The sequence below is a fragment of the Chitinophaga sp. W2I13 genome, from assembly GCF_050434005.1.
Taxonomy (GTDB): domain Bacteria; phylum Bacteroidota; class Bacteroidia; order Chitinophagales; family Chitinophagaceae; genus Chitinophaga.
The window spans coordinates 3,525,491-3,543,382 of sequence record NZ_JBNPWD010000001.1 but is presented as its reverse complement, the minus strand read 5'-3'; the positions used below and the strand labels follow the sequence as shown (position 1 = coordinate 3,543,382).

The following is a 17,892-nucleotide window of genomic DNA, read 5'->3' as shown; positions in this document are numbered from 1 at the left end:
CCATGCACTCCTCATGCACTATTAATGCACTATTAATGCACTCCCAATACACTATCTCTTCCTGAGGCCGGTTTATAACACAGGTGAGATAGTCCTGGTTTTGGCTTACACCAGTTTTGGGTAATCCTGCATTTGGTTTACAGGTAACCAGCTTCGCGGGAATTTACCGGGAAGGCATTTCCCGGTAAATTCTTTTGAAAATGTCATTTACTTCGCCCCGAGCAGCTTTTTGAGCTCAGACTTACAGTCTTCAATATTCTGCCAGATCATCCTGTCTTCGCAAATGGTGCCTTTATATTTGATGGTCACCTTTGTTTTGCGCAGTACTACCTGGTAATATTCCGGGGCGTCGGGAGAATTTTCCCAGGTGACCCTGCCGCTTTCTTCGATACCACCGGCAAGTTTATCTTCTATGATGTCGTTTACTTTTTTGTGCATATTATCTGCAAAATCGTAGCTGACATCTGTTTTCACCAGGCAGGAAGAATCTTTTGCGGGATGGTCTGTTTGTGCGGTGGCCTGTTCACGGGGCCAGCATAGCAATGCGATGCTGGCTGCTGCCAGCAGTAACGGGAATTTAAAAGAACGTTTCATAACAAGAAAGATTAGTATAACATGGAGATTAGGTATAATAACAAGTCCGGGAAAATGGGTCTCTTGATTGCTGATTTTGGTTTATATCTCTTTTTAACTCATTATTAAAATATGATATTTATCCCACTCCACAAAATAATCTTTGCAGAAACATAGGGGTAAAAGTAAAGTTGGGTGTCTTTCTAACAGATCACTGGTATTGCTGCTGCAGGTTGAACATTATTTTCCGGCCGGCGTCATCAAGACCCGGGAGGCTGTCTTCCGGTATAAAGTGGCGTTTAAAGGCCATGATGGCGGCGGTGGAGTCTTTCACATCGTACCCGATGATGCGAAGCGAGAGCAACGGGTCGAATGTTTGGGGCACGATGGTATTGCTGGTGTCTTTATACCAGAGGCCAAAGCCTTTATCGGCCAGTTGATGCCAGGGGAACCAGGCGCTGGGGTCTACTTTTCTGCCGGGGGCGATGTCGCCATGGCCGATGAAGTTGGCTGCGGGGATATTGTAGCGGTGCTGAAGGGTGTCCAGTAACACTAACAGGCTGCGGATCTGGGCGGAATCGAAAGGTTCCTTGCCGTTGTTGTCCAGCTCTATACCGATGGAAGAAGAATTGATATCCGTGAGGTTGCCCCATTTGGCGACGCCTCCGTGCCAGGCGCGGAGATAATCGTTCAGCATATGATGGATGGCTCCATTACGGCATATCACATAATGGGCGCTTACCTGGGTTCTTTGCAGGGTAAACGTTTTCAGTGTTTGTTCACATGAATTCTGAGCGGTATGATGTATGATAACAAGACTGGGTTTCCTCATATTGAAGTTCACCGTGCCTACCCAGGAGGGGGCTTCTGCGCCGCCGGCGCCATTCAGCGCTCCGGGCTGCTCACGCAACACCTTCGCGTAGGTTTTAGCTTCCTGCCGGTAAACCTTATTGGTGGCGGCATATGGGTTACGGGCGCAATAAGAAAGGCCGCCAATCGCTGCCAGCAGGCAGCCGTATCTCGCAAATCGGGCTATGGTCTTCATCTGGAACTGTTAAAGTTTAGACAACACTACCTGATAAAGATACTAAATGAACCAATGCATCGTTTTTTTTACGGATACTATGAAAAGTGTTCTTTAAGGTATACATTTACATTTTCAATAATACTTTTCGAAGTATCAAAAACCTGTGCCACATTGTCTGCTATTGCCTACTACTTACTGTTACCACTGATCTACGCGTTATCGCTACTGCCATTCCGTGTGCTTTACCTGGTTTCTGACGCAGTATATGTGTTGTTATATTACGTGATGGGCTACCGTAAAAAGGTGGTTCTTCAGAATTTGCGGAATTCTTTTCCAGAAAAGAGTGACGCAGAGATCCAACGTATATGCAAAGATTTCTATCATTACCTCTGTGATCTTTTCCTGGAAACGTTTAAAACGCTTACCATCAGCAAAACAGCGATGGTGAAACACTGCAGCTTTACACCGGCTACAGTGGAGCTTTTTAACCAGCTCGAAGCAGAGAAAAAAAGTGCGGTACTTGTAATGGGGCACAAAGGAAACTGGGAATGGGCAGGAAATACGTTTAGCATACTGTGCCGCCAGCAGCTTTATGTTATCTATCACCCGCTGGCCAACAAACATTTTAACGGTCTCATGTACCGCATGCGTACCCGCTTTGGCACCAAGCTGATTGCCATGCAGGACACCTTCCGCGACATGGTGCAAAACCGTGGAGAAGTAAATGCCACTGCTTTTATTGCTGACCAGGCCCCACAGCCGAAAACAGCGCAATGGCTCAACTTCCTTCACCAGGATACGCCTGTTTTCAAGGGCACTGAAAAAATAGCACAGAAAATGAATTACCCGGTAGTGTATGTAACCGTGCAACGCGAAAAGAGAGGCTACTACACCGTGTCGGCTGAATTACTGACCGCCACGCCGGCTGAAGAAAAAGACGGCGCCATTACCTCCGCACATACCCGTAAACTGGAAGAGGACATTGTTTCCCAACCAGCAACGTGGCTTTGGTCGCACAAAAGGTGGAAACACAAACGCCCTGCCGTTATTTAATCATTTTACAAACAACAACTTAAGATAGATCATCCTACGACAATTATGCTGGAAGGGAAACAACTGATACTGGCTACCAAGCCATATGCGCGCGAAGAGAGAGCCAAAAGCTGGCTCTATACAATATCAACATTACTACTGTTGATGCTGGCCTTAACAGGCACCCTGGTATTGCCTGACCTGGTACTTAAAATAATGGCCAGTATTCTTTCCGGATTACTGATCGTAAGGATGTTTGTTATTTATCATGATCATCAGCATCATGCTATTCTGCATAAATCCTGGTTAGCGGAAGCAATCATGGTTACTTTCGGGGTATATGTGCTGGCGCCTTCCAGTATCTGGAAGCGTTCGCACGATTACCACCATAAACATAATTCGAAGTTGTTCAGCGCCAGCATTGGCTCCTACCCTATTATTACCCGTAAGAAATTTGAATCCATAACACCGGCAGAGAGGAGAACTTACCTGTTCAGCCGCCACCCGATAACAATTGCAGCCGGTTACCTGTCGATGTTTATGATCGGCATGTGTGTACAGTCTTTTTTAAGCAGTCCGCGTAAACACCTGGATTCTTTACTGGCGCTGATCATTCATATCGGTGGTAGCGCGGCTGTGATTTACTTCCTGGGCTGGCAAAGCTGGTTGTTGTTTATCTTGATTCCGTTTACCATTGCATGCGGACTGGGCGCCTATCTTTTTTATGCGCAGCATAATTTTCCGGGCGTTACGTTCAATGTAAACAAGGAATGGTGTTATGATAAGGCCGCACTGTTGTCTTCCAGCTATATGGTAATGAATCCTGTAATGAAATGGTTTACCGGCAATATTGGCTATCATCATATTCATCACCTGAATGCACGTATTCCCTTTTACCGTTTACCGGAAGTAATGCAAAAGATACCTGCCATGCAGTCTGTTAAAACCACCAGCCTGGGCTTCCGGGATGTGTGCGCCTGTTTCCGGCTGAAGGTATGGGATCCTGAACAAAACCGGATGATCAGCCTGCGTGAAGTACGCAGTATCAGGAGGACCCTGCTGAGGAGGGAGCGCGATCCTGCAGTAGTTGCCGGATAATTTTCTTCCTGGCATCCAGCATCTGCGCGCTGAGTTCTTTTGCTTTTTGCAGCACCGGCAATCCCGCGGTATGTGGCGATCCTGCCCTGAATGGCGGCGCGGGATTATATTCCAGTTGCAGCTGTATAATTTTAGCCACTTCATCTCCGGCTATAAGTGCTGTCAGCACCAATCCGAAATCGATGCCTGCGGTTACGCCCCCGCCGGTAATGCGGCTCCGGTCTCTCACTACTCTTTCTTCTACCGTTTCCACACCGAACATCCGTAACAATTCCAGCGAACGCCAGTGAGTAGTAGCCTTGAATCCATCGAGCAATCCTGCTGCGGCCAGCACCAATGCACCTGTACAAACAGATGTGATATACTTTGCCTTTACCGCCTGATCCTGCAGAAACTTCAGCACTACGGCGTTGGTGAGTAACCCATTGATTCCTCTCCCACCGGGAACAAAAATAATATCCAGTTGCGGACAATCCGCCAGCGCTACCTGTGGCTGCAGCAACAAGCCGCCTTCTGCCTGGATAATACCAGTGGTTTCCCCGATAACGATCACTTCAAAACAGGGCGCCTTCACAAATACATCGTAAGGTCCTGTAAAATCGAGGACGGTTAACTCAGGAAACAATAACATTCCTACTTTCAGTTTTTGCATAACAGCGGCTTTAGATGGGGTACAATATAATGTAAGCAGCATGAAGGCAGGGAGCAGCGCAAATTGCTACCGGTGCTGATCATACGTGTTTATGGTTACTGCCTGTTGCAGTTTTTTTATTTCATCCGGCAGCAGTGCTGCGGATTTCACAGCGCGCAGTGCATCTTCCAGTTGTGCGGTGGTGCGTATGCCTACCACAGCGCTGGAAACCGCCGGCTGCTGCAATACAAACCGCAGCGCCGTTTGCGCAGCATCCCGGGAAGCTGTGCTGAACGTTTTTACCGCAGCGGCGGCAGCGCTCACTTCTTCCGCAGTATAGTTGAGGTAAGGCGCCGCGGGTTTATTTACCAGCAGGCCTTTTGCCACACTTCCCCTTGCCAGCACACCGATGTTGTTTTCCAGCAATAAAGGGAACGCCGTTTCTTCCGGACGCCGGTCCAGCAGGCTGTATTGCATCATTACACTTACCATACCCGACCGCTGTACATACTCGCGGATCACATTGGGGCGGATGGAAGAGATGCCATAATACCTTATTTTCCCTTGCTGTTGCAGGGTTTCAAAGGCCTCAATTGTTTCATCTATGGGATCGGCAATAGTGCCGCCATGTAGCTGATACAGGTCGATATAATCTGTTTTCAGCCGTTGTAAACTTGCTTCTACAGCCGCCATGATGTATGCTTTGCGGGGATTCCAGTCCCATCCGCTGCCATCTTCTTTCCACTGGTTCCCTACTTTGGTGGCGATGATTACAGATGATCTTCTGTCCTGCAGTGCTTTGCCTATGGTGATTTCATTTTGCCCGTGTTCATAGAGGTCGGCGGTATCAAAGAAATTGATTCCCTGGTCGCAGGCGTGATGAAGAAGGCTTGCGTTAGCGGCATCATCATTTCCGAGCGACATGCAGCCGAATCCGATTTCACTGACGGCGAGGCCTGATTTTCCGAGGAGGTGATATTGCATGCGTTTCCGGGTTTACGATGTTTTCAACAAGCGCTTTCTGTGAAAGTGCAGGTAACGAAGTTATCACCAAAACTTTCATTTTTCACATAAATCCGGTTTAAAATAGTGGGCTGTTTTGATAAACAGCCCCGATATCAATTTACGTCCACCTCAAAAATGAGCTATGTTGCAGTAAGCGCGGCACTGCCGCTGCGTTACCATGTGTTGGTCAGGAGATGGGGCCGCCTGGAAAAACAGCCCCTGTTTTTTAGTATGTCCGATCCATTGTTGAATGAATTTCGTCAGGATGATCCGGAGGAAGAAATCAGGACCATCTGGAAAGATGGTCCCTTCCTTTCCCAAATCAAATTGAACCTATGAAAAAGCGTTGTATCAGGAAGACTGTTGCCAGCCTGGTTTTCAAAGATGGGGACCGCCTGGAAAAACAGTCCCCCGGTTTTCCGAATCAATCGCAGCATAAATGATCTCGTTTCTACACTGATCGGTTTAGCGTATGGCTTTATATTTAAACAATATGCAGGGTATGCGCCTTCATATTGGTGATTCCGGTAATGGGGACCGTTTAGAAAAACGGTCCAGGGCATAAAGCTTCCATCGTGTATGTTGCACTCCAATAATCTTTTCATATAAAATTTTTATGGGATTGAAAAACAGGGGACTACCTGAATAAGCGGCCCCGTTTAACATGCGTCGCAAAGACTTCAACTAAATGTTCATCTCAATGTTAAAAAAACCGGACTGCCTGGAAAAACGGTCCGTTCTTGTATGTACTATCACCCCATGTGAATAGGATTTGATTGGTTAACTGTAGCCGGGAACAAACAATGAATACTTTTAGCTGCAAGTGTACATGCCGCTCCCGTGACAGCTATCCGGTAAAACCAGGTCTGACCAGTTACCGCATATCAATGCCGGTAATACATCACCATTTTCCTATGCCTGATCTTCCTGAACCCTGATCAGGACCTGGCGTACCGAAAGCAACAGCTGTTCTGCTAATTCAACACAAAAAAAAATAACTGATAGTGGTAATGTCCAAGAAATGTGCATGTTTGAAAATGCCGGTTGAACAAAAAAGATTGCATGTGGGTTAATTTTCGTTTTCAATAAATAAATACAAGGAATAGCCAGCTATTTGGCGCTGCTAATAATGGTTGAATAACCTTTGTATTGTAACCGGGTTAACTGTGACAACAAGGTTATATAAATGCTCCAGACAAGCTAAAAAACAGATTTTCGGTAATTCTTTTCAGCGATATGTTCATCGTGATAAAGCAAAGGTAGGGAGTTACCATTCCCGGAAAACAGGTTTTGCAGCCATTATTACAATGAACAATCCTGAATGGAACAAAAAAATGCTGAATAAAATGAATACCGGAGATCAAAAAATTTGTTGTATAAATATCATATTCTGATGGTCAGAATTAACAAATCAACCGTATATTCATTGCTATAATTTCATATATACCTTAACGTTAGTTATTCTATCCCATGCAACAAGAAATTACAGGCGCTTTTTACGGTATCGCTATCGGCGATGCATTGGGCGTACCGGTAGAATTCAAAACGCGTAGTTATCTCTCAGAAAATCCCATTACCACCCTCACGGGATATGGATGCTGGAATCAGCCTCCCGGCACATTTTCAGATGATTCCTCCCTCACTTTCTGCACAGCGGAAAGCCTGATAACCGGTTACAACCTTCAAAACATGGCGCAGTCGTTTGTGCGCTGGTCATCGGAAGGTTACTGGGGCGCGCATAACGAGGTATTTGATATTGGTCATACTACCCGCCGGGCGCTGCTGAGGGTAAGTACCGGCACGTCGCCCCTGGTAAGCGGTGGATTTGAGGAATTTGAAAACGGCAACGGATCTTTAATGCGCATGATGCCGCTTGCCCTGTTCCTCACCAACGAAAATGATATCCATACGCGTTACCAGGTTATCCGGGAAGTGTCTGGCATTACGCACCAGCATTTCCGCTCGGTACTGGGCTGTTTTATCTACGTGGAATTTCTCCGGGCGCTGCTTTCCCTGAAAGATCTCCGGGAGGCTTATTTGCAGATGCAGCGGAGTGTAAACGCCTACCTGGGCACCCAGCCCTTTAATCCGGCGGAAATAAAGCTTTATGAGCGTGTATTACAGCAAAATATAGCCGCTATCCCTGAACAACAGATCCTTAGCTCCGGTTACGTAATACATACCCTGGAAAGCGCCCTCTGGTGCCTGCTCACTACGCAGGATTACCAAAGCTGCGTGCTCACTGCTGTAAACCTGGGAGGAGATACAGATACCACCGGCGCAGTGGCCGGTGCGGCGGCGGGCCTCCACTACGGGTTTGACCAGCTGCCTGCCCAGTGGATAAACCAGGTGGTAAAATCAGCGGAGATAGGAAATCTCGCCAAACGCTTTATGGCGGCTATTAATACTACCAGCACCCAGTAAACAGCCGCATTTCAGCAAACCGGCCGCATTTTTGCATTATATGGTATTGCAGTTAAACTTCAAGCCCCCTTTACCGTCTAATAAATGACAGCGAAAGAGAACTGAAGAGACGATTACCAAATGTTAAAAAAAATGAAAAACAGACTTTATATACTGTTTGTGCTGGTTGGCCTGTTGGGCACATTTACAGTAAGCAACGCCTATGCGCAACGTGTTAGCTCAGGTCAGGGCGGTGGCCGCGGTGGAGGTTATCATGGCGGTGGCGGAGGATTCCGGTCAGGCGGTAGCGGCAGGGTATACGCGTCCCCCCGCATGTATTCTCCACGGGTAGTGGCCCCGGTAAACAGAGGCTATTATCACGGTTATCGTGGCCCGGTTTACCGCGGACGCGTATATTACGGACGTCCCTGGTACAGACCTTACTACAATCCGTTCTTCCCGCCATTGGGATTATATGTTTCCTCACTGCCTTTCGGTTACTTCTCCCTGGGCGCCTCCTTTGGTCCAATGTACTATTACGGAGGAACCTATTACCAGTCGACCGGCGATACCAAAGGCTATAAAGTAGTGGAAGCTCCCGTCGGCGCAGCAGTACCGGACCTGCCGGAAGGCGCAGAAGAAATACAGGTAGACGGAAATACCTATTACGAACTGAATGGCACCTATTACCAGGAGTCCATGACGGATAACGGCAGACGTTATGTAGTAGTTGGCAAAAATGGTAAAATAGGCGATAAAACAGTGACCATTAATGATGACCAGGGAAATAACAATCCCGATAACGGCGCAGGCAACAGTGGTACAGATATGGTTTCACAGCTGCCGGATAACAGCCGCTCCGTGAACATCAATGGTCAGCAGTATTACTTATCACCAGACGGCATGTATTACCAGTCAGTTCTGAACAGCGATAATTCTATCGCAGGATATAAAGTGGTTGGTAAAATGAATGCCGATAATTAAAACAACATAGTTATTCAGTTTAACAGGAGAGCCGGTTTTACACCGGCTCTTTTTTATTCCGGGAGAAAGGATTTACCAGCTGCTGCTTGCTCCGCCACCGCCCGAAGACCCGCCACCCCAGCTGGAAGAAGAGGACGATGACGAAGAGCTTCCGGAAGAAGAAGATGATGATGATTTGGATATCTTTGGAATAACAAACTGGTAGTCATGTGCATAAGCACAAAATGCACAGGCATATTCCTTGATACCCCACCCTTCGGAGGAAGTGGTTGCGCGCTTTTTCGTCACCGTTTTCTTACACTTATAGGTTTTATGTTTGCAAGATGGGCAATCTGCCAGCGCGGAGCGCATATTCGTGTAATTCAGTACTGTTTGGGTATTGCAGGTATCGCAGCGCCATACGTCATAGTCAACCGAATCCAGTTCTTCCTCCACCACCTGCCCCTTTTCCAGGTAGGTGTTATCATCTGCTTCATCCAGTTTATGCATCGCATGTGTGCATTGCGGGCAATCATACACATCGTTCCGCAGATGATTGAGCCGGGACTTCAGCCACATCATATACAGCCATAAATAGGGCAGTGGGAACACGTAACCGGCAATCCGCAGATCCCTCCTCAATACCTCCAACCGCAGCCATTTCAGGTGGCGGTCATCATTTCTCAGCATCACTGCAGAACGGAGCATGATCAGCAACACCGCTGCATGCATAAACACCAGCCACACCAGGTAGTAGACCAGGAATACTTTCAGAAAGCCTACATCTGTGTGCCGCTTTGTAGCGATATAAAAAATGGTATAGAAAGCGATAGCGTGAATAATGATCAGGCCAATCCAGCGTGGACGCAGGAATTCATTGGGAACAGCCGTTATGGCCAATGGCTCCGCATCCGGATCATCGTCCCTCCGCTTTGCTTTTTTCCCGAAGAAAACATGCATCATTGCCGCCGAGGCGAATAACCAGAAGATAATGGCAGTAAACGAGAAATCGCCGGTATAGTCATTGGAAGCGGAATTGGTGGCCTGATCTGTACTGGCAAATGATTGGGGAGCTACGTCTATTACGTCGCCATCTGTCGCCGGCACGGTGGCCGGCATGGTGGCCGGCATGGTGGCCTCGTCTCCGGCAATAACTATGGTATCGGCAGCCATCAGGGAGGAATCAGCCCGGGGCAGATCCGGCAGCATATTGTATGCATAGTTGCCGTTATCAAACAGGGAGGCCACTGACTTAATACCGTCCGTAAAGGCTGCATCATAGTTGTGCTCTTTGATGCGCGGGATCATATATTCCTGCTGGATACGAAAACAGATAATATCCGGCATATCTGCCTCAAGGCCATACCCCGTTTCAAATTCCAGTTTACGGGCATCTTCCACCATCAGGATCAGCAGCCCGTTATTTTTTTCCTTATCTCCTATTTTCCAGTAATTAAACAGTTTATGGGCAAAGTCGCGCGTTTCATTGTCGCCGATACTGTGCAGTATGACCACCGCCACCTGCGCCTTACCAGCGTTATCCATAGTGGATAACTTTTCATTCAGCTCATTCACGGCAGCTGCTGAAATCAGCTGGTCGGGATTACTTACATACCCCCCACCGGATTTTTTGGGATCCGGTACATCTTCCACGCTGAACTTTTGTTTTTTGCTTTGATCACACGACGCCAGGAAACCAATCAGCAATGCCAGCAATAAGCATTTCAATAAAAGCGGTTGATACTTCATCAGAATATTTTCTGTGCCGAAGATATGTTTATTTAATTTTTTCTTTCAACAGAAGAAAGTATTTTAACTGCCGATGAAGCCCGTAGTAACCACCTGGATAATTATATTATGCTTTGCCGCGACCCGCAGTTTTGCACAGGCCAAAACTGCCGATACCACCACGAAACCACCGGTACAACTGAAAACAGTGAATATTGTCCGGTATAATTTTTTTAAAGATTCTGCTGCCTTCCGGGAAGAATACAGCAGAGAGATGACCTTCCGCCGGCCCAAATGGTTCGAAGTTTACAAGATCACCGCCGTTGATATCAACAAACTATACCGGGTTACGCAGTTTAAGAAGAATAAAAAGAAGATCGCCTTCAAACATATGTTGCTGGATAAAGAACAGGAGATGTATGTAAACAGTGTATACACCCCCTCGATGGTGAATAAAGTGACCCGGCTCGATGGCGACAGCCTCCAGCTTTTTATGCGGTACTACCGCCCGGAATATTCATTTATTAAAAACGCTTCCGACTACGACATCTATGCGGATATAAAAAAGCATTACGGGGCGTTTATTAAAACCCGCGACAGTGTACCATCTCCACCATAAACGCGCCGTAACGGCATTTCTTTGGCGTCCCCTGCCTCTAAAAATACTATATTTCAGTATCCATACGTTTTACTAATTCCCGCTATTATTGCGGTAATGGTAACTGCTGTGGCAAAGATTACATAAATTAGTGATCTCAAACCAGTTAACGTTGTTAGTTTTAAAGATTCTCAATACAGCTCACATGAAAAGGTTTTTCATATTGGTTGCCCTTCTCGTTCCGGTGACACTCACCGCGCAAACGAAACTCAGTCAAAATATCGTAGACGATTTCTCCGCCCGGGTGGCCGCTCACTACCAGCTGCCGCATGATTCCATCACCGGGTACATCGCTGAACAGCTCACCCGCAGTGGTAATGCCGGCCTGGATATCGACTCTACTGTTTTTGACCTGAAAAAAGACCCGGTAGCCCTGGACGCCGCGCTGAAATACCTTTACCAGTACAGCGACTGTAACCGGCAACGGTTTATTACCAACCTGCGCAGTATGGGACTTCAAACCAACAGCGTATTCCCCATTGCCACCTACACCGCCAACAAGTATAAGGGCGAAGTAAAAGCCCTCATGGAAGATAAAACGGATTTCCTGGCCACCTATACAGGCCCGGTAACCGGTAAAAAGCCACCTGCTACCATTGCGGAAGTAGCAGCAGCCAACCAGGCAGCAGCCACCGCCCCGGCCAGCACCAGCAGCGGCAATGAAAGCACCGCCACCACGGCAACTGGTAATGCGGAAGCTACCACCTCTGCACCGGCAGCGGATACACGTAACTGGGAAGTACGCCCCCTGTTCCAGGTACGCACCCCGGAACAACTGGTGGAAATGTACGGCGTCAATAACGTTACCCAGCATGATGCCATCAACCTCTCCGGCGAAAAAGAAGGCGAGGCTTACCTGATCTATCCTGATACCGATAATGAACTGGAAGTACAGTTTGACGGCGAAAATGGCAACATCCTTACCTTTTCGCACTACCCCTCCAAATGGAAATCGCCTTACGGCATCAAAGCCGGCGACCCATTGGATAAACTCATCAAGGTAAATGGCCGCCCCTTTAAGCTGAACGCATTTGAATGGACCAACGGCGGAATGGTATCCAGCTGGAACGGCGGCGCCCTGGAAGGCAAAAGCGTGATCGTTATACTGAAAGCCAATAACACCGGCGATCCCAAGCAATACGACCAGGTCACCGGCGACAAAATACTCCGCTCCGATATGCCTGCACTGAAAAAACTGGACGTGGTTATTGAATCGGTGGCATTCAAAGCAGCGAATTAAGCGGATGTTGTCTTTCTCAGGATTACGCTGATTTTACTGATTAATTTGATTTCTACTTTTGGATTTTATTTGGATTTTAAAAGATTTTGGGAGATATCAGCGGGTATATCGCTGATATCTCCCAAAATCTTTTAAAAAATCAAAAAAAGTAAATCAGCGTAATCAGCGAGAAAGACAACATCCGCTCTTGCACTTTTCATTTGTGCTCATTATCTTGTTTGTATGAAAAAGTTTTTATTATCCGGCGGCCTCCTCTTTCTGGCGCTTACCGGTATTTCTATTCACATGAGCGGACAAGCAAAGAAGTATCCATCGCTGAACCACATGGCGTTGTACGTAGTAGATCTGAAAATAAGCACGGAATTTTACCGGGATATTATTGGGCTGGAACCAATGGAAGAGCCCTTTAAAGATGGAAGACACAGCTGGTTCAAAGTGGGTGAGAACAGCCATGTACACGTTATTTCCGGCGCAGCCAAAGCCACTGCGCACGACAAAAACACGCACCTTTGCTTCAGCGTGCCTGATATGCAGGCTTTCGTGGAAGTATTGAAAAAGCACCAGATTCCTTTTGAAGACTGGCCAGGCAAAGCCGGTGCTATCAACAAAAGAGTGGATGGCGTACAGCAGATCTACCTCCGTGACCCGGATGGTTACTGGCTGGAGATCAATGACGATAAATACTGATCATACGCGAATTTTGTCTTTCTCGCTGATTACGCTGATTATACTGATTAGTTTGATTTTTACTTTTGGATTTTTTCTGATTTAATAATTAAGGGAGATAAGAGCGAATATATCCGCTTCTATCTCCCTTAATCCTTTATAAAATCCAAAAGTAAAAATCAAACTAATCAGTATAATCAGCGAGAAAGACAAAATCCGCGTTATTTCAATTCTTTCTCCAGCGCAGCAGCTTTCGCCGCAGCAGAGGCATCCGCCGGAATTTTCTTTAACCAGGTCAGTGCCTCCTTTTTATGCTGCGCCTGTGCGTGATACAGGGCAATATAAAACACAGCATCATATTTAAATACTGATTCCCCTTCGTATACTTTCACCAGGTCTTTCATACCTGTTTGCACCGCACCCGTTTGGATAAGGGCTATTCCCCGGTAATAAAGGGCGGTTTGACTGCTACTATCTGTTTTGAGATAGCTGTCCAGTAAAGGGATCACCTTCGTGTAGGCCTTCTCGTTAAAATATAATGCAGCTGACTGTAACAGTGTATCCTCACTATTTCCCCGCTCCGCGGCTACCTGCATTTCAATATTGCCATAGGTATCCATGTAACCGGTATCGCGGGAATAAAAGCGGAATAAGAAGATCCCGCCCAGCACCGCTGCGGCCATACCGATTGTGACCAGGTACTTTTTAAAGCCCACCACTTTCCCTGTACGCCGGAAATGTTCAGCGCGTTGTGCCTCCAGGGTGGTTTTCAACTGCTGAAGCCCCGGATCAGGCTTTAAGCGGTCCGACAAGGCAGCAATGACCTCGCGGTATTGCTGTACCGATGCGGACAAAGCAGCATCTTCCCGGAGGGCCGCTTCAAATTGCAGCAGTTCTTCCGGCTGCATGTCGCCTTCTACGTAACGGATAATATCTTCCTGGTTATAAGCAGCCATACACTAAATTTTCTGAGCCTGAATATAGGATAACAATGTAGCCATGCACTCCGATTTTTTCTTCCGCAGATAACCATAGGAAACCCCCATGGCCGCTGCAATTTTTTCCTGGGCTTCACCGGTCAGCGATTGCCGGAGAATTTCCCGGCACTTCTCCCCCAACCGTTCAAACTGTTCCAGGTAGATGCCTATCCGGGCTTCCTCTTTTACCACCTGTTCGGCCGCGGCAAATACATCTTCTCCCACATCATATAAATCATCCAGTCTTTTTGTTACCGGCTGACGGCCTCTTTTTTTTAGTTCATTCAGCCATTTCCTTTTACAGATCAATAAAAAGAACGGTTCAAAGGGACAGGTAAGCTGCAGCTGTTTGTACTTTGCCTGGTGGTATACATCTATAATGGACTCCTGGAAAATATCGGCAGCATCATCTTCCGTACCCTGATGTTGCAGGATATGGTGTTTGATCTTTCCCGCAAAACGCTGATAAATCTCCTGCACCAGCAACGTATCGTTCTGGAGCAGACCTTCAAGGTATCGCTGGTCGGGGTGAATACTCATCTGGAAGTGATTCGCATGGGTTGACAGGAACATGCGCTGACTAAAAGTACATCTTTCTAAAAAAATATTCCGGAAAGGGGGTAACAAAATAAAAGGGCTGTTGATCTACTATCAAACAAGCAAAAACATTACTCAACAAAAATATCTTTTATGAAAGCGATTACCTTAACGTCGATCACCTGCCTGGTAGCTGCCGCACTGGCTATTTCTTCCTGTAAAAAGAATAACAGCCAGGAAATACCCGGCCCGGAAAAAGGCCAGGACGCTAAAATGCTGGCCGAATTCCTGGACGGTCACGCCCGACCATTTGAACACTTCAGCATAAATGCAGCAGCGGGCGGCGTTATCACTACCAGCCAGGGAACAAAATTCAATATTCCTCCCAACGTTTTTATTACTGCCGGCGGGGCACCTGTTACGGGCGCAGTAGATATCAGTATCAAAGAGATCAGGGATGTGAGCAGTATGATCCTGTCGGACAAAGCCACTGTTACTGCCGATGGGAAGATGCTGGTATCATTTGGAGAATTTTTTGTGAGAGCCGTCCAGAACAATCAGGACCTTGGCCTGCGACCGAAGAATGATACCGGCAAAGGCATCATGGTACAGGTACCCGCCAGACCGGCAGATAACGTACTGAATGGCATGAAAGAAGTGCCGATGTGGAACGGCGACACCACCGTATCTGTTACCCAGCACGGCTTTAACTACATCAACCAGCCCGTGACCATTACCACCGAGCACACTATTTCGAGGGGCGTGTTATGGAACCAGATCCAGAGCAGTTATGCACTGTTCAATTCATCCAATGGCTCCATGAACTTCCGGCTCGACAGCCTTATCCGATGGGTTAACTGCGATGGACTGGCTAATATGCCTAATCCCAAAACCACGGTGATGGCTTATTTCACTAATCACTTTAACAATGAAACAGGCAGCAGCTACGGCGGCGAACAACCCAGCATGCTGTTCTTCAAACCCAAAAACTATAATACACTGGTAAAATTCTACAACGTTATTATGACGCCTCCCGCTGGTAAAGAAGGCTTCCATAGCTACCAGACCTCTATCCCCGTAGGACTGGAAGGCACCTTCCTCGCTATCAGCGCCGTAAATGGCCAGCTGTATGCAGAACAGAAAACAGTTACCATCGGCACACCGGCAGGCAGCGATAACTATTCCACCGTAAGCTTTGATCTGCAGGCTGTGGATGCCGCTACGTTGTTGTCGTTAATTAACAGCATGAATTCCAAATAACCGGCCTGTTATCCGTTTACAAGTACTCCAAATCTGAAGGCAATAAGTCAATCCCCCGGTTGGCTTATTGCTGCTTTTATATAATATTTATTTATATTTATGTTATATGCAACCTACAGCTCTCCTGGCAGCACTATTACTTTTCTTTCAAAGCGTTGTGATGGCGCAATCCCCTGTACCTCCATCATTTCCGCAGGATACCCTTCCTCCGGAAATTGAAGTACAAGGTACCGACGACAGTATGCACCTCGTTGCAAAGCTGCGCCCACTGCGCCAGATAGCCGGCGCCCCCGCATCTTTCTATACATATTTCTGGGAACTGGGAGATGGCACGTTTAGTTTTAGTCCAACGCCGGAACTGCACTACAAAGATACCGGCACCTACCAGGTACGCCTATACGCCACCAATAACTACGACGATGGTAAGGCGCCGCCCACCAAACCCAGGCCCATAAAGGTGAAGAAGCCTGTAAAGAACAGCGCCTGGGCTTCCCGTTTCTTTCACGGAAATGGGAATATAGAGATGAAGATAAACCGGAACCCCAAACCTGGCGAGGACTTCATGGCGCTTATTGGCTACCGGAATATGGCCGGCGATGCGGGCAGCGGCACCATCCTGTTGTTTTATAACGAGAAACAGTTTGGGCATGCGGCATTTGATCTTACAGAAAAAAGAAGCTACCACGGGGAAGACAGCAGCTCCCTGCAATCCTTGCTGGCTCAACTGGAAACGCCCGGTATTGAACCCGACGTAGCACTGGCCCGTGGCCCCCATGCCGGCTTACCCGCAGTGAACAACGCCGCTGCCAAAGCCATGTTACAGGCCATGCAGGGCGCATATAGCAGTCATACCGTATTGCACTTCAGCAATGCCGGCAAAACCGCAGAACAATTCCTTTTCCTCAACATGCACACGCTGCCGGAAATGGTGCAGGACACCAATGCAACCGTTACCATGACCGCCATGATGGTGCCCGACAACGCGTTGGCGCAACCGGAAGTATATGAGCTGGAAATGGCCGTGGTAAATTCCCACGACCCCAACCGGCTGCAACTGCGGAAACACCGGATCAACTATCGTTTTATGGGAAAGAAAAAAGAACTGACCTATAAAATTCAATTTCAGAATACCGGCAAAGGGCCCGCAAAAAGAGTGGCCATCGGCATCGCCGTGCCACGGCAACTGAATACAGAAACTATACAGCTAAAAGAAGTAAACCCTGCTTGCATCGCCTGCGACTCCGCCTATCAGTCGCAAAGCTGTATGGATACCGTGCGGACAAAAGACAGCATCTATTTTGTTTTCAGAAATATTTATCTCCCCGGCCTCCAGCAGGAAGGTGTTACCGATCCTGATTCCACCAAAGGATTTGTGCGGTATTCCATCCTGTTCAAAAAGAAACCCAAAAAGATTCCTTTCAGCAGCAGCGCGGCCATCATCTTTGATAAAAACGAGCCCATTTATACCAACCGCGCCACTGCCAGGTTTATCAAAGGATTTTCTCCCGGGATTATTGCCGGTTATACGTTTTCTCCTAACAGCGGCGACTATACGCTGAAAGGGCCGCTACAACTCGGCGCCGTATTGGCGCCTTTTGCACCCGACCGTCCTTACTTCCAGGTGGAAGCCTTTGCCGGCCTGCTGGAAAAGGAATCTTCCGGAACAACCATCATACGCGATAAACGGGATACCACCGTAAACGGCCAGGTGTACCTGATCAGGGGCAGGAATGAACTCACCACCACCACGCGGCAGTCGCTGCAACTGGTGCCGTTACATTTCCGGTATAACCTCAACAATTGGATCGGTGTAGGTATTGGTGCGATGGCGCAAATAAATATTGCTACCAAAACTACTACTGAGTCAAAAGTATACCTGACCGGTGTGCAACAACCCGACGTGGTCACCAACACGGTCAGTAAAACGCTCAAAGATGATCCGCAATGGTTTGCCAGCATCAACGCGGCGCCCTTTGCCGATATACAGATAGGAAAAATAAAAAGCGGACCGGCAATAGGGTTGCGTTACCTGCGGCAGGTAACCGGTAACACGCCCGATCGTTTCTTTGTATACGCTATCTACAAACTGTAATA

Annotated in this window: 17 protein-coding genes; 10 read left to right on the top strand and 7 right to left on the bottom strand. The window is 47.5% G+C overall.

From position 1 onward, the window contains the following. Positions 1-207: 207 nt before the first annotated feature. Both QFZ48_RS14655 and QFZ48_RS14650 read right to left on the bottom strand, forming a co-directional pair. Positions 208-594 (bottom strand): hypothetical protein, encoded by a 387-nt coding sequence (locus QFZ48_RS14655; RefSeq protein ID WP_429051473.1) that lies wholly within the window; start codon positions 592-594, stop codon positions 208-210. Between the two features lie 190 nt (positions 595-784). After that, positions 785-1,618: an N-acetylmuramoyl-L-alanine amidase gene (locus tag QFZ48_RS14650; RefSeq protein ID WP_429062800.1), complete on the bottom strand. Its 834-nt coding sequence runs from the start codon at positions 1,616-1,618 to the stop codon at positions 785-787. A 153-nt stretch (positions 1,619-1,771) separates the two neighbouring features. On the opposite strand from QFZ48_RS14650, the gene QFZ48_RS14645 reads away from it, so the two are divergent. Then, positions 1,772-2,653 (top strand): lysophospholipid acyltransferase family protein, encoded by an 882-nt coding sequence (locus QFZ48_RS14645; protein ID WP_370912598.1) that lies wholly within the window; start codon positions 1,772-1,774, stop codon positions 2,651-2,653. A 45-nt stretch (positions 2,654-2,698) separates the two neighbouring features. After that, positions 2,699-3,730, top strand: a complete 1,032-nt coding sequence (locus tag QFZ48_RS14640; RefSeq protein ID WP_429062798.1) for a fatty acid desaturase family protein — start codon at positions 2,699-2,701, stop codon at positions 3,728-3,730. On the opposite strand, the gene QFZ48_RS14635 is transcribed toward QFZ48_RS14640, so the two are convergent. Together QFZ48_RS14635 and QFZ48_RS14630 are read right to left on the bottom strand one after the other, a co-directional pair. Then, positions 3,678-4,382 (bottom strand): DJ-1/PfpI family protein, encoded by a 705-nt coding sequence (locus QFZ48_RS14635; RefSeq protein WP_429062796.1) that lies wholly within the window; start codon positions 4,380-4,382, stop codon positions 3,678-3,680. The genes QFZ48_RS14640 and QFZ48_RS14635 overlap by 53 nt on opposite strands. 66 nt (positions 4,383-4,448) lie before the next feature. Beyond that, entirely contained in the window at positions 4,449-5,345 is an 897-nt protein-coding gene (locus tag QFZ48_RS14630; RefSeq protein ID WP_429051480.1) for an aldo/keto reductase, read from the bottom strand. A gap of 156 nt (positions 5,346-5,501) precedes the next feature. Here QFZ48_RS14630 and QFZ48_RS14625 point away from each other — a divergent pair, with 156 nt between their 5' ends. The 3 genes from QFZ48_RS14625 to QFZ48_RS14615 all read left to right on the top strand — a co-directional run bounded on the left by QFZ48_RS14625 (position 5,502) and on the right by QFZ48_RS14615 (position 8,753). Further along, the gene (locus QFZ48_RS14625) at positions 5,502-5,705 is read left to right on the top strand and encodes a hypothetical protein (protein ID WP_370912602.1); all 204 of its coding nucleotides are present in this window, start codon (positions 5,502-5,504) and stop codon (positions 5,703-5,705) included. Between the two features lie 1,131 nt (positions 5,706-6,836). After that, on the top strand, positions 6,837-7,790 hold the full coding sequence (locus tag QFZ48_RS14620) for an ADP-ribosylglycohydrolase family protein (protein WP_429051481.1): 954 nt from the start codon (positions 6,837-6,839) through the stop codon (positions 7,788-7,790). A gap of 132 nt (positions 7,791-7,922) precedes the next feature. After that, positions 7,923-8,753, top strand: a complete 831-nt coding sequence (locus QFZ48_RS14615; RefSeq protein WP_429062795.1) for a DUF6515 family protein — start codon at positions 7,923-7,925, stop codon at positions 8,751-8,753. A gap of 72 nt (positions 8,754-8,825) precedes the next feature. On the opposite strand, the gene QFZ48_RS14610 is transcribed toward QFZ48_RS14615, so the two are convergent. Next, positions 8,826-10,481, bottom strand: coding sequence for a TPM domain-containing protein (locus tag QFZ48_RS14610; protein WP_429062793.1), 1,656 nt, complete (start codon positions 10,479-10,481; stop codon positions 8,826-8,828). A 73-nt stretch (positions 10,482-10,554) separates the two neighbouring features. Here QFZ48_RS14610 and QFZ48_RS14605 point away from each other — a divergent pair, with 73 nt between their 5' ends. The 3 genes from QFZ48_RS14605 (at position 10,555) to QFZ48_RS14595 (ending at position 13,045) form a co-directional block, all read left to right on the top strand. Continuing rightward, positions 10,555-11,079: a hypothetical protein gene (locus tag QFZ48_RS14605; RefSeq protein ID WP_429051486.1), complete on the top strand. Its 525-nt coding sequence runs from the start codon at positions 10,555-10,557 to the stop codon at positions 11,077-11,079. A 184-nt stretch (positions 11,080-11,263) separates the two neighbouring features. Beyond that, complete coding sequence (locus QFZ48_RS14600; protein ID WP_429062791.1) at positions 11,264-12,358, top strand: hypothetical protein; 1,095 nt, start codon at positions 11,264-11,266, stop codon at positions 12,356-12,358. A gap of 222 nt (positions 12,359-12,580) precedes the next feature. Then, positions 12,581-13,045, top strand: a complete 465-nt coding sequence (locus tag QFZ48_RS14595; RefSeq protein ID WP_429062789.1) for a VOC family protein — start codon at positions 12,581-12,583, stop codon at positions 13,043-13,045. A 200-nt stretch (positions 13,046-13,245) separates the two neighbouring features. On the opposite strand, the gene QFZ48_RS14590 is transcribed toward QFZ48_RS14595, so the two are convergent. Next, complete coding sequence (locus tag QFZ48_RS14590; protein ID WP_429062787.1) at positions 13,246-13,980, bottom strand: anti-sigma factor family protein; 735 nt, start codon at positions 13,978-13,980, stop codon at positions 13,246-13,248. 3 nt (positions 13,981-13,983) lie between these two features. Beyond that, complete coding sequence (locus QFZ48_RS14585; RefSeq protein WP_429051491.1) at positions 13,984-14,574, bottom strand: RNA polymerase sigma factor; 591 nt, start codon at positions 14,572-14,574, stop codon at positions 13,984-13,986. A gap of 117 nt (positions 14,575-14,691) precedes the next feature. Here QFZ48_RS14585 and QFZ48_RS14580 point away from each other — a divergent pair, with 117 nt between their 5' ends. Next, positions 14,692-15,798: a hypothetical protein gene (locus QFZ48_RS14580; protein WP_429051492.1), complete on the top strand. Its 1,107-nt coding sequence runs from the start codon at positions 14,692-14,694 to the stop codon at positions 15,796-15,798. Positions 15,799-15,904: 106 nt separating this feature from the next. Further along, positions 15,905-17,890 carry a DUF7619 domain-containing protein gene (locus tag QFZ48_RS14575; protein ID WP_429062785.1) on the top strand — a complete coding sequence of 662 codons (1,986 nt, stop codon included), beginning with the start codon at positions 15,905-15,907 and terminating at the stop codon, positions 17,888-17,890. The last annotated feature ends 2 nt before the right edge of the window (positions 17,891-17,892 follow it).

Excerpts from the sequence above, each read along its gene's own strand:
- QFZ48_RS14600 (WP_429062791.1), top strand. The coding sequence starts at position 11,264 with ATGAAAAGGTTTTTCATATTGGTTGCCCTTCTCGTTCCGGTGACACTC.
- QFZ48_RS14640 (WP_429062798.1), top strand. The coding sequence starts at position 2,699 with ATGCTGGAAGGGAAACAACTGATACTGGCTACCAAGCCATATGCGCGC.
- QFZ48_RS14650 (WP_429062800.1), bottom strand. The coding sequence starts at position 1,618 with ATGAAGACCATAGCCCGATTTGCGAGATACGGCTGCCTGCTGGCAGCG.
- QFZ48_RS14610 (WP_429062793.1), bottom strand. The coding sequence starts at position 10,481 with ATGAAGTATCAACCGCTTTTATTGAAATGCTTATTGCTGGCATTGCTG.
- QFZ48_RS14580 (WP_429051492.1), top strand. The coding sequence starts at position 14,692 with ATGAAAGCGATTACCTTAACGTCGATCACCTGCCTGGTAGCTGCCGCA.
- QFZ48_RS14590 (WP_429062787.1), bottom strand. The coding sequence starts at position 13,980 with ATGGCTGCTTATAACCAGGAAGATATTATCCGTTACGTAGAAGGCGAC.
- QFZ48_RS14635 (WP_429062796.1), bottom strand. The coding sequence starts at position 4,382 with ATGCAAAAACTGAAAGTAGGAATGTTATTGTTTCCTGAGTTAACCGTC.
- QFZ48_RS14575 (WP_429062785.1), top strand. The coding sequence starts at position 15,905 with ATGCAACCTACAGCTCTCCTGGCAGCACTATTACTTTTCTTTCAAAGC.
- QFZ48_RS14615 (WP_429062795.1), top strand. The coding sequence starts at position 7,923 with ATGAAAAACAGACTTTATATACTGTTTGTGCTGGTTGGCCTGTTGGGC.
- QFZ48_RS14585 (WP_429051491.1), bottom strand. The coding sequence starts at position 14,574 with ATGTTCCTGTCAACCCATGCGAATCACTTCCAGATGAGTATTCACCCC.
- QFZ48_RS14655 (WP_429051473.1), bottom strand. The coding sequence starts at position 594 with ATGAAACGTTCTTTTAAATTCCCGTTACTGCTGGCAGCAGCCAGCATC.
- QFZ48_RS14605 (WP_429051486.1), top strand. The coding sequence starts at position 10,555 with ATGAAGCCCGTAGTAACCACCTGGATAATTATATTATGCTTTGCCGCG.
- QFZ48_RS14625 (WP_370912602.1), top strand. The coding sequence starts at position 5,502 with ATGAGCTATGTTGCAGTAAGCGCGGCACTGCCGCTGCGTTACCATGTG.
- QFZ48_RS14620 (WP_429051481.1), top strand. The coding sequence starts at position 6,837 with ATGCAACAAGAAATTACAGGCGCTTTTTACGGTATCGCTATCGGCGAT.
- QFZ48_RS14595 (WP_429062789.1), top strand. The coding sequence starts at position 12,581 with ATGAAAAAGTTTTTATTATCCGGCGGCCTCCTCTTTCTGGCGCTTACC.
- QFZ48_RS14630 (WP_429051480.1), bottom strand. The coding sequence starts at position 5,345 with ATGCAATATCACCTCCTCGGAAAATCAGGCCTCGCCGTCAGTGAAATC.